The following is a 14238-nucleotide window of genomic DNA, read 5'->3' as shown; positions in this document are numbered from 1 at the left end:
CCGTGCGCCTTTCGTGTGGGGCGCGCCGCGAACCGGGGAGCGTGCGCCCGGCTTCCGGGCGTGCCGGGGAGGGGACGAGGACTCCGGGTCATGGGGCGACGATCTCGTAGCGGTAGTCGGCCGGGTGGGGCCGCTCGTTGCCGATCATCATGATCAGAAGCGGGACCTCGTCCTGCTCGCCCACCGCGAACTGCTCCGCGTAGGAGACGCAGTCGAAGCCCAGCGCGACCCCGCACCCCGTCCTGGTGGCGGACGCGGCGGTGTACACGGCCTGGGCGGTGGCGCCCACCGAGGCGTTGACCAGGCGGTAGCCGCGATCGCCGACCGCGTCCAGTACGGCGTGTGTACGGGCCACCGGCACCAGAACGGCGGCCGCCTGCTCCAGGTTGTAGTTCGCCAGGAAGTAGTTCTCCTGGAGGAAGAGGCCGAAACTGCCGGCCTTCACCAGCACCAGCTCGCCCGTGTCCCGGTCGTGGACGTACAGACCCGCGGGGACGCCGTCCACGTGGTTGACGAAGACGAAGAGCCGGGTGAGGGGCGCTCCGCCGGACGTCTCGGTGTCGCTGTCCAGGGTGCTGGCGGCGACGGCCGCGGCGAGCGCGGCGGCGAGCCGGGCGGCGTCGAGCGGTACGTGGGCGGTGAACCGGCCGAAGCTGCTGCGGCGTTCACGCAGGGCCCGCCGCACGGGGATGTTCAGCGAGTCGGGCGCGGGCAGTGGCACACGGTCGCCCGGACCCGCGGGAAGGGCCAGGGCGGGGTCGAGGGTGTGCGCGGCGGGCCGGTCGGCGGCGCCCTCCAGTGTGGCCTCGTGCACACGGCGCAGGGTCGGGAAGAACCGGACCCGGCGGGACTTCTCGGCGGGGGTGCGGCGAACGCGTGTACCGGGGGCCGAGGGCGGGGGCACGGGGGCGGTCCCCGACCAGGGCAACGGTACGACGGCGAACACTCCTTCCTCCTCCGGGTCCAGCCCGAGCAGCCGGCCGAGCCGGGGCTCGTCGAACCAGAGGGCGCTGCCCAGATGGATGCCGTGCGCCCGGGACCACATCCGCCAGGTCTGCAGCAGGGCGCCGATGTCCATGGTGATGGCGTGGTAGCCGAAGCTGTTGTATTTGAAGGAGTTCTGCCAGAAGGTCACTCCCAGTACCAGGAACTGGTCGGTTTCGGCTGCTCCGGGCAAGTCCTTCAGGCAGGCCCGGACTTCACCCGTGACGTCTCCCGACAGCAGCCGGTCGAGACGGTGGTGGGGGGTGTCGTAGTGGTAGACCCCCGGTGTGAGGGGACCACCGGCGCCGCTCGCCCAGTGAATGCCGATCGGGTACAGGCCGCCACCGGACGCGGTACCGCGGGACCAGTTCGCCTGGGCGTGGAACGGCAGCGAGCCCAGGTCGCTGTTGGCCTGCACGGCGAGGCGGCGGCCGGTGAGGCCGTAGGAGTCGCGGAGCATCGCGCCGAGCAGCGGCAGGGTGAACGCCCCGGTGCCGCGCTCCCCGAACAGACCCCGGCCGAGCGTCGCATCGTCGGCGCAGCCGCCGTCGGGCAGCGGGAAGGACGGGGCACCGGGGAAGAACTTGCCCTTGCGGGGGCGGTCGGCCCAGTCGGGGACGAAGTCGGCCGGCTCCATGGGGTTCCTGCCCCGCCGCATCACCGCGGTCGCGTACTCATGGGCGAATCCCATGATCACTCCCTTCTTGTGCTCCTCTGGTGGACGCCGGCCGCTCGGGACCCGGCGCCCGGGTGGCTGGTACGGATCGTCAGGGGAAGGGATGGGGGGCCGGGTTGAGGTCCTCCGGGGACAGGTCGTCGTCGCGGAGCCCGGCCTCGCGCAGCGCCGTGCGGACGCGGGGCATCAGCGGGCCGCGCTGCCGGCGCCAGCCGAAGTCGATCGGGATCAGACCGGGCACCAGGACCTTCACCGTGTACAGACCCAGGGCGCGCTGCTCGTACGCTGTCTGGTCGACCACCACCACGTCGAAGCCGCGCTCGGCGACGGCGGTGACGCAGGCCTCCACTTTGTCCCGCAGAGCGCAGGAGGGATGCAACGCCGCGGCACCCGGTGCGAGCGCGGCGAGCGGCACCCGCTCCGCGTCGTCCCGGCCGTGCAGCAGGAAGTCGGCGTACCGGCGCATCTCGGGCAACCCGTACAGCAGTGGGTGGTCATGCAGCACCTGCACCTCGCCGAAGTCGCGTGCCATACGGCGCAGTCTGCCCTCCTCGCGGTCGGTGCGGCGGCGCAGATTGACGCAGTCGGTGGCGATCTCGCACAGGCCCGCCGCGAGCGCGGCCTCCGGGTCGAGCGAGGCACCCGCGCCGAAGCAGAGCGAGCCCGGCCCCCCGTCGATCCGTTCGGCGACGGCGGTCACCACCGGCACGGGGAAGGTGATGCGGGTGTCGAAGAACCGGGCCCGGTAGCCGTACATCGCCAGCCGGTCGACCATGGCCCGCGTCGCCGGTGTGGTGCTGCTCGCCGGGTCGATCTCGGGCAGCCGGGCCCGCCCGAACCAGGCCAGCAGGAACGCGTCGCGCTCTACGGCCTCCATCAGCCCGTGGTGCACGGCCTCCACCGGACTGCCGCCGGAGGCACAGCCGTTGGAGCTCTCCTGCACGAAGCGCTGCCGGGCGCCGCCCGGGGCGTGGTAGTACGCCACGATCTCCGGTACGAGGACCGGCCGGGAGTCGCGCAGCGACCACCCCCACACCCAGTCCACCGGCCGGTCCGGTGCGAAGCGCGGCGCGTCCGTCTCGGAGGCGTGGAAGGCGTCGGAATACAGGCCGGTGACACGCGGGTCGACCGCCGTGTCGCCCAACTCGTCGAGGGCAGCCGTGATCACCGTCCGCTTCGCCCGAGCCCGCATCCCGGCGTACCGCTCCAGCCCCTCCAGCAGCCCGACCCGTGTGCTCGCACCGTAGGCGCCGGTGTGCCCGCCCCAGTAGCACTCCCGCAGGTAGGCACCGGAACGAGTGGTGAACGCGCCCACCACGGAGGAGGTCGATGCGGACGCCAGGTCGGGGACGACGGACGGCCCGAGCATCCCGGTCACGGGATTGGCGAACGCCTCCAGCGGCAGGTCGTACGCGCCCGGCGGACGCAGCCGGAAGCTGCCCGGGGCGTGCTCGGGCTTGCGTTCCAGGACGATCCGGGCGGCCTCCGCGGTGTCCTCGGGCAGCACCGCGCAGGTCGGGCACTCGCCGTCGGGCACCAGCGGGTACCGGGCGACACGCAGGGTTTCCAGGTCCAGCAGCCAGACCCACGGGCGGCCGCGTTCGGCGCGGGGCCGCCGGCCCGCCTCGGCCACGAGGGCCGCGAGGGCGTCCACCCCGAAGCCGACCCGCCACGGCGGCGTCCCGGTGGCGCGGGTCTCGCCGCCCCGTTCCAGGGCTTCCCGCAGGAACCCGGCACGCACGGCCTGCCAGCGGCGGGCCAGACACTGCGGACACCCGGGTGTGCCGGGCAAGGCGACGGGGCCGACCACCGCGTGGTGCCCGTAGAGGCCGACCGGTGCGGCACCCGGCGCGTACTCCCGGGGTTCGGCGGCCAGTTCGTCCCGGACGCCGAGCGGGACCACCACGGCAGGCGGCGCTGCCGGATACCGGCCCGCAAGGGCGGTTGTCAGGCCGGCGGTGAGATCGGCGCACACCGCGTCCCACGGGCCCCGCGCACCGGAGCGGGATCGTGGCGCCGTGACGGTCTCAGCGGGCACGACACGCCTCGCCGGTCAGCAGGACCCGCGCCGTGTGGATCTGGCCGACGGCGAGGTCGGTAGCGGCCACCGGTACCGCGAACGCGTCCCGGCCCGCCGCGGCAAGACGGTCCAGTACGGCAGCCCAACCGGTCGCGGCCTCCGGCAGCGGTACGACATCGGAGGCGACCAGGGTCGCGGCCTCCAGGTCGGCCCAGAGCGGGTCGCCGGTGTCGGGTTCCGCACCGGCCCGGCGCAGTTGCTCGGTGCCGAGGAGGTCGCGCAGCGCCTCCAGCACGGCCTCGCGCGGGCGCAGTCCGCTGCCGGCGGCCCAGCGCACCCCGCCCGTCGCCGCGTCGGTCAGACGCGCCATCGCGACCGGCAGACCGTGCCCGCCGCCCGCTGCCGTCAGGTCGAGGATCTCCGGCGTGACACCCAGGTTCTTCGCCGAACGAAGCAGGAAGAGGAGTGCGGGATCTCCGGTGAGCGAGGCCGGGTCCACGACGGTCACCGAGGCCGTGCGACGGACCGCACCGCGCAGCGCGTCAAGCGTGAGGGCGGTGCGCAGGGCACGGGCGAGCGCGCCGCGCGGGCTGCCGGCGGCGCCGGTGCCGGCCGAGGTCCGTTCGAACAGGCCCTGGTCGTTCCAGCCGCCGAGGGTGCGGACGGCTCCGGCGGGCACCAGCACCCTCCCTCCGTCCACCAGGGAAGTGGCCGCGCTCCAGTGGGTGATCCGGTCGGCGGTCACGGCCAGTCCACTGGACACGGCGAACTCGGCCGGTGCGACCCGCCGCCACGTGCCGACGGCCCTCTCCAGCGCGTCGGCGTCCAGCACCGGGGGCGGTACCACGTGCTCGGCGTAGACCTCGGCGGCACGGAAGAGGGCTTCCAGGCGCGCACCGGCCACGTGATGGACGTCGGCGGCGGACACCCGGCGCACCTGGCCCGGGGCGATGCCCAGACGGACGGTGCCGACCTTCAGCGGCGTCTGCTCCCAATCGTCGTCGGCGTACGCGGTGAACACGCCGGCCGCCTCGCGCACGAGCACATCGCGCCGCTCCAGCGCGGTGATAGCGGCCCTGCCTGCGTCCTCGTCGGCGGTGCCGTCGGAGGGGAGAGCGGCGGGTCGGTCGTCGCTGTGAGGCGTGCGCAGGAGGTCACCGCCGGGCGTGGCGTCGCCGGTCGCACCCGTGTCCTCGGTGCCGCAGAACGGGCAGCGAGGGTGTGGCAGCAGCGGTTCGGTCAGTACGTCGAGGGAGTCGAGGTCCTGGACGACGACCTGGTTGAGAGTCTCGGCCGGCAGGGCCTCGGTGACCAGGCGGAACACCTCGAAGCCCAGGAGGTTGCCGAGCATCCCGGCCAGTGGGCCGGCGAGGGCGGGCGTGGGCACGCCGAGCGGTGCGGCAGGGCCCGTCGAGGCCCAGAGCGCCGCACTGTCGGCGGCGTCGGCCGCCGCGCCGAGCCGCAGTGCGGCGCAGCACCAGCAGCCGGGTGTGCCGGCGGTCATCACCGGTCCGACCACGGCGCGGTTGCCGAACGTCCAGGCGCCGAGCAGCCGCCGTCCGGCGGGCACGCCCTCGGCGAGCAGCCGGAGCATCTGGCGGGGCCCCTCCACACCGGTGACCAGGACGGTGTCCCACCCCTCGAGGTCGGCCCAGCCGTACCTCCCGTCGGCCGGACGCGGCAGTCGGGCAAGGCGCGCGGAGCAGTCGGCCGCCGCGAGGTCGGCGGCCTCGGCGTCGAGCTCGGTGGTGCCTTCCACGCCGTGCAGTTCGCGGCTGAGCACGCCCTGCGACGGGGCCTGTTCGGTGACGGCCACGGTGGCGCAGCCGTTGCGGAGGAGCCCGAGCGCGGCCCACCGGGCCAGCGCATCGCCGCCGAGCACGGCGACCGGGGTGGAGCGGAAGCGCAGGAACCGTACCGGCGCCTCGTCCGCGTAGTGGTCGAGGTAGCCGAGCTGGTGGGCGAAACGCGCGGTGATCTGTGGGGGAAGCACGTCGGCCGCCGGTCTGGACTTGACGTCCCGGGCGAAACCACGCGCGTAGAGCGCGCGCACGAGTCGGACCACCATGTCGCGGTGCATTTCCCCGAGGCCGGCGCACAGTTCCTCGACCCTCCGCTCACCGTTGAGGTGAGGCACGACCAGCGTGGCGAAGCGGTAGGCGGACTGGGTGACGACGTTGAACCCCCCGTGGGCGTTGTGGAACAGCACACCGTTCGGGGTCTGGGTGAAGAGAACATCCCTGCGTATCCGGGGACGTGACTGTGCGATCTCCTCGTCGGACGAGGGTGCGTGGGCCATGGCGTGTGAATCCTCCGGGGGACAGGCAGGGGGACCTTCAACCGGCGGGCGACGGGGGGACTTCGGTCGGGCCGGGCGGCGCGGAGACGGCAAGGCTGGTGCCGGCCGCCTGGACGAAGAGCCGTAGCAGGTCGTGGACCCGGTACCTGCCGGAGGTCTCCTCCTCCAGCAGCCCGGCCTCGACCAGGCGGCGCAGGATCAGCGCGCCCGGAGCCGGGGGAGAGGCCCTGCCAAGCCCGGGCGGCGGGACGGCTTCGGGAGACGCCGGTGGCTCGCCGGGCGGCTCGCCTCGCAGGACGGCCAGCTGGAGCCCGCGCAGCAGCGGCCCGGGCTCCAGGCCGAGCTCCTTGCCGAGGTGGCTGTGGATCCGGCCGTACTCGGCGAGCGCTTCGGCACGCCGCCCGGAGCGGTACAGTGCCTTGATCAGCAGGGCGGAGAGCCCTTCGTGCCCGGGGTCGGCATGGACCGCCTCGCGGGCCTCGGCGATCATCTCCCGGTGCCGCCCCAGCCGTAATTCGCCGTCGAACACCCGCTCGACGGCGAGGAGGCGTTCCTCCGCCAGGCGCGGGACGTGGTCGCGATGTAGTTCGTCGGAGCGGACGTTGGCGAGCAGTGGCCCCTTCCACAGCCGCAGCGCGGCCCGCGCCAGGCACAGCGCGGACTTCGGATCGTCGCTGGCGCAGGCCCTGGCCAGCAGACCGCGGAACCGGAGCAGGTCGAGCGTGTCGGCGTCCGCGTCCAGCCGGTAGCCCCCGGGTACGGCCTCGATGGCGTGGTCGGCGACGCCGTACTTCGCGAAGAGCCGGCGCAGCCGCAGCACGCATGTGTGCAGTGCCGACCTCCCCCCGGCCGGCGGCCGGTTCCCCCAGACCGCACGCTGCAGCAGCTCGACGGAGACGACCGCACCGGGGTGCAGGAGCAGGGCGGCGAGCAGCGACGTCGGCTTGGAGGGCTGGAGCACGACGGTCTCGCGGCCGTCGGTGATGGCCAACAGGCCCAGCACCAGGAACCGGGGGCGAGCGGGCAGCACGGTGGCGGTTAACGGCTCGGGAGCGGCGCCGTCGGGCGCCTGGGCCTCGGTCTTCACCACAGCCTCTCGTGTTGGGGAGCCTGCACCAACGGTTGTGCTCGACCAGTGCCCGGCTCACACTCAGGCTTTGGTCATGCACAAGTCAACCTTCGAGGGTGAACTTAGAATCGGTCGGGCCTCGCCGTCCAGAGGTCGGCGCGAAGCTGATGGCTACTTGTGGAGCCACGGGTCGGCGCGGAGGGCCACCGCGCATGCGCCCGGACAGGGCTTCACCCCGATTGCCTCAAGCACGCCACCGACCGCAGGCCGCGCGATCGGCCGCTCCCCGTGCCGCCACCAGCAGTCGGTGCGGCCAGGTCACCTGCCTCCACGCGGCATTCCGGGCGCGCCTGTGTCGAGGGGAGAGCGTGTGGGGCCGCCAAGGAGTCCGCGCAGCGAGGAGAGCCGCACGGGGGCCGGCGGTTCGTTGAGAGGGCAAGAAAGTGACTGCAGCTACCTTGCGGTAACTAAGCGGCGCGTGCCACATTCCCCTGGCGCTCGGCCGGCGTTCATCTTCCTCGGCGTGCTCGTCGCCCATGCCCACCTCCGTGCTCGGCACGGCTGCGATTCAGGAGTCTCATGGTGCCCACATTCCGTCTCAGACCCTGGCGGCCTGCCGCCGCCTTCGTCACAGCCTTCCTGACCGTCACGGGCCTGCTCGCCGCCGGCGCCGGCCCCGCACACGCGAGCCCGGGGGGCGGGCCCGTCGCCGTGGTGTCGATGGGGGACAGCTACATCTCCGGAGAGGCCGGCCGGTGGCGGGGCAACAGCAACACGCAGACCGGCAGCCGCAGCGGTACTGACCGCGCCTACACCGCCGGCCGCTACGACCCGGCCCTCGTGTACGGGAACACCTACTCCAGCGGGTGCGACCGCTCCGACTCCGCCGAGGTGAACAGCATCACCGGAATCGGTGATGTGCAGGTCAACCTGGCCTGCTCCGGTGCCACCACGGCCAACGTCTTCCGGTCCGCGCGGGGCGGACAACCCCTGAAAGGGGAGGCGCCGCAAGCCGACCAGCTGGCCAAGGTCGCCGCGAACGACCGGGTCAAGCTGATCACTCTCTCGATCGGCGGCAACGACCTGGGCTTCGCCGACGTCATCGCTACCTGTGCCGAGGACTACATCGTCTGGTACTCCTACTGCCACGACGACCAGCAGAGAGCCGTGGCAGGCCGCATGGGCGCCGCGATGACCGGAGTCACCAAGTCGATCGAGGAGATCCGTGCGGTGATGTCCGCCGCCGGCTACTCCACGGCCGACTACCGCATCGTCCTGCAGTCGGCACCCTCGCCGATCCCCCGCAGTTCCGAGAACCGCTACTCGCAGAGCGGCTGGACCCGGGTGACCACCGGTGGCTGCCCGTTCTGGAACGCGGACGCAGACTGGGCGCGCGACACGTTCGTCCCCGAGTTCTCCGCCCGGCTGAAGGCCGTGGCCAAGGCGGAACAGGTCCAGTTCCTCGACCTGCAGGACATGCTGCAAGGTCGCGAGGTCTGTTCGAAGACGTCCCGACTGGCGACACCGGGACAGGGGCCCTCGGCGGCGACCAGCGAGTGGGCACGTTTCCTGGTCAGTGGCGCGCTGCAAGGGACCGCCCAGGAGTCGTTCCACCCGAACTACTACGCCCAGCGCGCCCTGGGTAGCTGTCTCACGCTGATCTACGCGCAGGCGTCCGGAAACTACGCCTGCCACAACACCCCTGGCCGCGACGCGACGGGTATGTACCTGACCACCGTCACCTGAAGCCTCTCGCGGACGCATGGTCATGAACAGGAGATGCTCCCATGGCCATCGCCGGACCAAGGTCGAACGCGGTGACGGCCGTTCGGGTGAACTCACCGCGGCAGGGCGTCAGGAGCTCACGGAGTGCCGGTGCGGTACCAGTGGCGTACCGGCCGCCCGGCCGGATGAGTCGACGCCGTGGCCGAGGAGTCGACGGCCCGGCGAACTGATCCACGTCGACATCAAGAAGCTGGGCAACATCCCCGACGGCGGCGGACACAAGGTCCACGGCAGGGCCCAGGGCGGCCGCAACAGCTCCGCGCACCGCGGCGCCGATCGGGATGCCGCCCTCGGCAAGCCCGGCGCGGGCCTCAGCGACGGCAGCCAAGAGCCAGCAGCGGGTATGCGAGGTGGGGCAGCAGGGGGGGGCGGTGAGGACGGGAAGTCTCTGTTCATGGGCTGACGCTCATTTGACGCTTGTTCTGATGAGACGTCAGGGCAAGGGTGCACGGCCCGCACCGACGCCGCCGCAGTCGTCACGCGCCACGAACACACACCCGCTTCGACCTCCCACTCGCCACCACCCGCCCCTCGACCCGCACGAGCTCCGTACGCTTCCGGGCCCGTCCGGAGCGGTCCGACTTGCGCACGGTGCAGTCCCGGAGCCCGGGGCCGGGCGGCTGGGCCGGTTTCCCCGCTGACCCGATCGTCTGGCTTCCGCGCGTGTTGGACCGGGCAAGCCGGACGGTCCGCTGCCACCCGGCTAGCGTCGACCGGCATGGGACGTGGAAGCAGTGGCGGTACTGCCGTGCCGGCGGTCGGGCCGCCTGCCAGGGGAATGCCTCTGGCGATCGTCCTCGGGCTCTCCCTCGCCTTCACCGTCACGGTGGTCGACCCATTGGTCCTCAGCCTGAACCTGGCCCAGGTGGACCGGGCGCTGCAGGTGCCGCCCCAGGCCGTCGGGCTGCTGAGCGGAGCCGCGACGCTGGTGATGGCCGCTTCCGTCCTCGCCGCGGGCAGCCTCGCGGACACCGTGGGACTCAAGCGGCTGCTGATGCGGGGACTGGTGGTCGTCACGGTCGTCAACGTGCTCTCCGCGTTCTCCCCCGGCTACGGATTCCTGCTGGCGATGCGGTTCCTGGACGGGCTGGGGATGACCATGCTGCTGGGTGTGTCGCTGGCCCTGCTGAAGGTGTCGGTGACCGAGGAGCAACGGCCGGCGGCCATCGGTGTCCTGATGGGCGTCGAGATGGTCCTGTGCGGGGTGATCCCCGCGTTCACGGGCTGGGCGGTGGCGGCCGTCGGCTGGCGGTTCCTGTTCCTGATCGCCCCTGCGCTCGCCCTGGTCTCGCTGTGGCTGACGGCCCGGTATGTGCCGCCGACCCCCGCCCAGCAGGGGCGCCCCGTGGACGTGACCGGTGTCAGCCTGATCGGAGCGGCCCTGCTGACCTTGGTCGTCGGTCTCGCCGCGGCGCAGAACGGCGTCTCCCGGCCCCAGACCTGGGTACCGCTGGTGATCAGTGCGGTCGCCGTCGTGCTCTACGTGCTGCATGCCCGCCGCACCGCCCAACCCGCGCTGGATCTGGCGCTGTTCCGCAGCGCACCGTTCAGTGTGGCCCTGGCGGCGGCCCTCACTCTGAACTTCCTGGGGGTCGGGCTCAGCCTGGTTCTGGGGCAGTTCGGCAGTGTGGTGCTGAGGCTGTCCCCCGAGAAGATCGGCCTGTTGTACCTGCCCGGCACGCTTCTCGTCGCCGGCGCCGTGATCATGGCCGGGCGCCTGGTCGGGAAGCACAGTCCCCGGCCGGTGATGGTCACCGGTCTGCTCGCGATGGCGGCGAGCGGTCTGCTGCTGGCCGGCACCGTCAGCCCCACGATGGCGCTGTGGCTGCTCGTACTGGCCACATGGCTGACCAACCTGGGGGCGTTGGTCACCTCCACAGCGGTGTCCGAGACGGTCCTCGCCCAGGCACCGCCGGGGCGGTCCGGCACGGTGGCCTCCGTGCAGATGGCCTTCGGGATGACCGGCTCGGCACTCGGGCCCACCGTCTACCTCCTGCTCTTCAACTCCTTCTTCCAGCGGAGCTGGCTGGCGGACGCGCAGTCACGCGATCTGTCCGTGAACGAGGCGCAGCAGACCGTGGATGCCGTAAGCAGTGCGATGGCACAGAACGTCGGCGGCAGCGTCTACGATCCGAACCTGCTCCGTCAGGCTTCCGGACTCCACCTCGGTCTGGACTTCACCCAGGCGCTGCAACTCACCATGCTGCTGGTCAGCTTCCTGCCGCTCATCGTGGCGGGACTGGCTCTCGTGCCGCTGCCACGCCGCGGGGCGCGCCGGTAGGGGGCGGCCGCACCCGGGGCCGCGCTCCCTTGGCGGCGTGCGGCAGCGGGAGCCGGCCGGAGGCGGCGGGCGCGGTGTCCTGCATGAGCGCGGCGGCCTCGGAGGGCGCTGCGCCGCCCGGGCCCACGGCGAACTCCGACAGCTCGTTGCCGTGACTGCGCCACCTTCTGCCCCCGCATCGTGCCACTCGTGCTGGAATCGGACAGCGATCCGGTTCTCGTGGAACCCCCAGAGGCTCCTGCGCAGCGCGTGGTCCGGTTCGCGCACCACTTCTGCATCAGGAAGGCGACGATCTCCGCACGGCCGCCGATGAACACGTCCCGGTTCCGCCGCGTCGAGTCCGGGTGCACGCGGATGTCAGCCGCCGGGGCCGCGGGTGTTCCATGCGTTCTCAGTCGCCTGGACCTTCCGCAGCGCGGTCTCCCGCGTGAACGGCGGGCGATCTGGAGCCGTCGTGACGACTGGCATCAGCGGCGACCCGGCCCCGGCCGACGACGCCCGCGCAGCCGTCGCGGCGCCGGTCGGAGCGCCTTGATCCCCGGCGGCCGCCGACGACCGTCCGGCGGTGCCGCACCGCACGGATGCCGGCGGGGCGGACCGTCCCCGGTGGGGTGGTGCCGGCCCCGGGGTGCCGTCGGCCCGCTTCGTCCTGGTGGACCGCCGGCCCCGTCCGACCGAGCGTCGCCTCCACACACCGCAGCTCTTCGCCGTGATCGAGGCCTCGGCGTTGTCGGCAACCCTCGTGATCGATACACCCGGCGTGATCAACGCATCTATGAGGCGCCCTCGTGACGGAGAACAAGATCTAGCAGGCCGGGGAAGCGGGCGTCGAATTCGGCTCTCCGAAGCCGGTTGAGTCGTTTCGCCCCGGCGTCCCGCTGCTCCAGCAGCCCAGCCTCACGCAGCACTGCGAAGTGTTTGCTGAGAGTCGCCTTCGTGACCGGCACGTCGAAGCTGCCGCACTGCCGCTCCCAGTCACCGGCCTGCGCCAGCTCCCGCACCAGAATCTGGCGCACGGGGTCGGCGAGGGCCAGCAGTGCCGTCTCCAGGGCAACCTCGCCAGGGTCCATGTGGACTGGCGGGGTGCGGTAGCTCGCGGTGGGCTGCCGTTGGGTCTGTGCCGCCATGGCTGGTCGCTCCGTCTCGACTCGCTCGGCCCGTGTGCGTGGTGCACGGATTGCAAAGTGTTCGATGGCTTACGTACACTCGGACTCTTCGCCCATCGTCGAACAGTCTATTCGAGCCGGTGACCCATCGCCCCGCTCCCGCCCCCGCCGGTACGCCTGAAGGGAAGACCTGTGGCACAGACTCGAGCCCACAAGGCCCGACCGGGCCCGACGCTACTCGCAGCCTGCCTCGGCTTCGTGGTGGTCATCCTGGACGTCAGTGTTGTGAACGTCGCCGCCAAGACTCTCACCGCGGACCTCGGCGGCAACCTGTCGGGGCTGGAATGGGTGATCAACGGCTACGCCCTCACCTTCGCAGCCTTCCTCCTGACTGCCGGCGCCATGGGTGACCGCTATGACCCCAAGCAGATCTTCATGATGGGATTCGCGCTCTTCGCCGTGACCTCGCTGGCCTGTGGAGCAGCCGCCTCGCTCGTCGCTCTCATCGCCGCACGCGTGATCCAGGGGGTCGGCGCCGCACTGATCGTGCCGTCGTCCCTGTCCATCGTGAACAGTAACTTTCCCGCCTCCGCCGAGCGCACCCGCGCCGTGAGCCTGTGGGCCGCGGCTGGCGGACTCGCGCTCGCGCTCGGCCCGGTCGTGGGCGGGCTCCTGGTGGACTCGTTCGGCTGGCGCTCGATCTTTTACGTCAACGTCCCGATCGCAGTCCTCGGTATCGTGCTCATACGGGCCTGTGCTCGGCCCGCCCCCGCCCGTGATGCTGTCGTGCGTCGTTCGCTCGACCTCCCCGGCCAACTTCTCGCCGTGGTCGGTCTGTGCGCCTTCACAGGCGGCATCGTCGAGGCCAACGCCCAGGGGTGGATCTCGGTCACTGTTCTGACCTGCCTCGCCATCTTCGTGGTCACGCTTGTCGGTTTCATCGCCGTAGAGCGCCGCAGCCGCGATGCGATGCTTCCCCTGCACCTGTTTCGGCGGAGGGCCTTCAGTGCCACCTCGCTCATCGGTGTGCTGCTCAACTTCGCCTTCTACGGCCTGATCTTCGTCTTCAGCCTCTTCTTCCAGCAGGCCTGGGACTACTCGCCCATCGTCGCGGGCCTGGCATTCCTGCCGATGACGGCCGCCATCATGATCGCGAACCTGTCCTGCGGCCCGCTGATCAAGCGCTACAGCGCCCGTACTGTGCTGATCACCGGCAACACCCTCGCCGCCGTCGGCTACCTGGCCACCGTGCCGGTCCTCGGCTCGGGAGCGTATGCACAGATCGCTGCTCAGTTCGCCGTCGCGGGATTCGGCATCGGCCTGGTCGTCCCACCCATGACGAACGCCATGCTCGGCTCCGTGGACCCGGCCAACGCCGGCATCGCCTCAGGTGTCCTCAACGCATCACGGCAGTTGGGCGGGCTGATCGGGGTCGCCGTGATGGGCCTGCTGGTCGGCGAGGCGTCCTCCGACCGCTTCCTCTCCGGGCTGCGCTCTGCCCTGGTCGCGGCCGTCGGAGCCCTCGCGATCAACGCGGCGCTGAGCGCTTTCGGATTGCGTCGGCCGTATTCCTATCCGGCACCGGCGCCGAGCGGCGATGCGCTACCGGCCCGAGCCCCTGCGACCGCCAGCACCGACGCGTGCTCACTGAGTCCCGCTCGTGGCCCACGGTGAAGTCCACGGGCCGCACGCGCTTGGTGGTCCTCCATGCATCTCCACCCCGCCCGGAGGCCTTCTCTTGATCAACTGCCGACGCGAGTAACCCACCTCATGGCCGAGTACCTCTAGAAGCCGTCCGCCAGCAGGTCCGCGGCGAGAGAAGTGCTGTCACCCGGCGCCTTCTCGGCGAACTCACGAGGCGCTGCGGCTTCGCGGTGCCGTCGTGGAGCGTGCGGCGGTGTGCGAGGTGGCATGCGCACCGCGATGACACGTCCTGTCGGCATTTCTTGTCCGATCACGCCACTCCTGAAGGGGTGGCGTCGGTGGTGGGAAGGTGGCCGCAGCCACCGGACGGGTCG

8 protein-coding genes and 2 pseudogenes are annotated in these 14238 nt (G+C 71.8%); 4 read left to right on the top strand and 6 right to left on the bottom strand.

Annotation, left to right across the window (positions count from 1 at the left end):
• Positions 1 to 88: 88 nt before the first annotated feature.
• The 4 genes from MXD57_RS00840 to MXD57_RS00825 all read right to left on the bottom strand — a co-directional run bounded on the left by MXD57_RS00840 (position 89) and on the right by MXD57_RS00825 (position 7069).
• Entirely contained in the window at positions 89 to 1675 is a 1587-nt protein-coding gene (locus MXD57_RS00840; protein ID WP_250399272.1) for a SagB family peptide dehydrogenase, read from the bottom strand.
• Positions 1676 to 1751: 76 nt separating this feature from the next.
• Positions 1752 to 3698 (bottom strand): TOMM precursor leader peptide-binding protein, encoded by a 1947-nt coding sequence (locus tag MXD57_RS00835; RefSeq protein ID WP_374114634.1) that lies wholly within the window; start codon positions 3696 to 3698, stop codon positions 1752 to 1754.
• On the bottom strand, positions 3688 to 5979 hold the full coding sequence (locus MXD57_RS00830; RefSeq protein WP_250399271.1) for a TOMM precursor leader peptide-binding protein: 2292 nt from the start codon (positions 5977 to 5979) through the stop codon (positions 3688 to 3690). Before MXD57_RS00830 ends, MXD57_RS00835 begins: the two co-directional genes overlap by 11 nt.
• A 37-nt stretch (positions 5980 to 6016) precedes the next feature.
• A complete protein-coding gene (locus MXD57_RS00825; RefSeq protein WP_250399270.1) occupies positions 6017 to 7069 on the bottom strand; it encodes an AfsR/SARP family transcriptional regulator in 1053 nt (350 codons plus the stop codon).
• Between the two features lie 558 nt (positions 7070 to 7627).
• Here MXD57_RS00825 and MXD57_RS00820 point away from each other — a divergent pair.
• The 3 genes and pseudogenes from MXD57_RS00820 to MXD57_RS00805 all read left to right on the top strand — a co-directional run bounded on the left by MXD57_RS00820 (position 7628) and on the right by MXD57_RS00805 (position 11114).
• Positions 7628 to 8794 carry a GDSL-type esterase/lipase family protein gene (locus MXD57_RS00820; protein WP_250399269.1) on the top strand — a complete coding sequence of 389 codons (1167 nt, stop codon included), beginning with the start codon at positions 7628 to 7630 and terminating at the stop codon, positions 8792 to 8794.
• A 196-nt stretch (positions 8795 to 8990) separates the two neighbouring features.
• Positions 8991 to 9086, top strand: a pseudogene (locus MXD57_RS00815) (IS481 family transposase); the annotation flags it as partial.
• Between the two features lie 525 nt (positions 9087 to 9611).
• On the top strand, positions 9612 to 11114 hold the full coding sequence (locus tag MXD57_RS00805) for an MFS transporter (protein WP_250399268.1): 1503 nt from the start codon (positions 9612 to 9614) through the stop codon (positions 11112 to 11114).
• A gap of 130 nt (positions 11115 to 11244) precedes the next feature.
• Here the strand turns inward: MXD57_RS00805 and MXD57_RS00800 are convergent.
• Both MXD57_RS00800 and MXD57_RS00795 read right to left on the bottom strand, forming a co-directional pair.
• A pseudogene (locus MXD57_RS00800) lies at positions 11245 to 11582 on the bottom strand (DUF1348 family protein); the annotation flags it as partial.
• Positions 11583 to 11887: 305 nt separating this feature from the next.
• Positions 11888 to 12241, bottom strand: a complete 354-nt coding sequence (locus MXD57_RS00795) for an ArsR/SmtB family transcription factor (protein WP_250399267.1) — start codon at positions 12239 to 12241, stop codon at positions 11888 to 11890.
• Between the two features lie 237 nt (positions 12242 to 12478).
• Between MXD57_RS00795 and MXD57_RS00790 the strand changes: the two genes are divergently transcribed.
• Entirely contained in the window at positions 12479 to 13894 is a 1416-nt protein-coding gene (locus tag MXD57_RS00790) for an MFS transporter (protein WP_250399266.1), read from the top strand.
• Positions 13895 to 14238: the final 344 nt, after the last annotated feature.

It is taken from the genome of Streptomyces cellostaticus (genome assembly GCF_023630175.1).
GTDB lineage: Bacteria > Actinomycetota > Actinomycetes > Streptomycetales > Streptomycetaceae > Streptomyces > Streptomyces cellostaticus_A.
The sequence above is the reverse complement of the archived record's forward strand: the minus strand, read 5'-3'. Positions and strand labels throughout refer to the sequence as shown.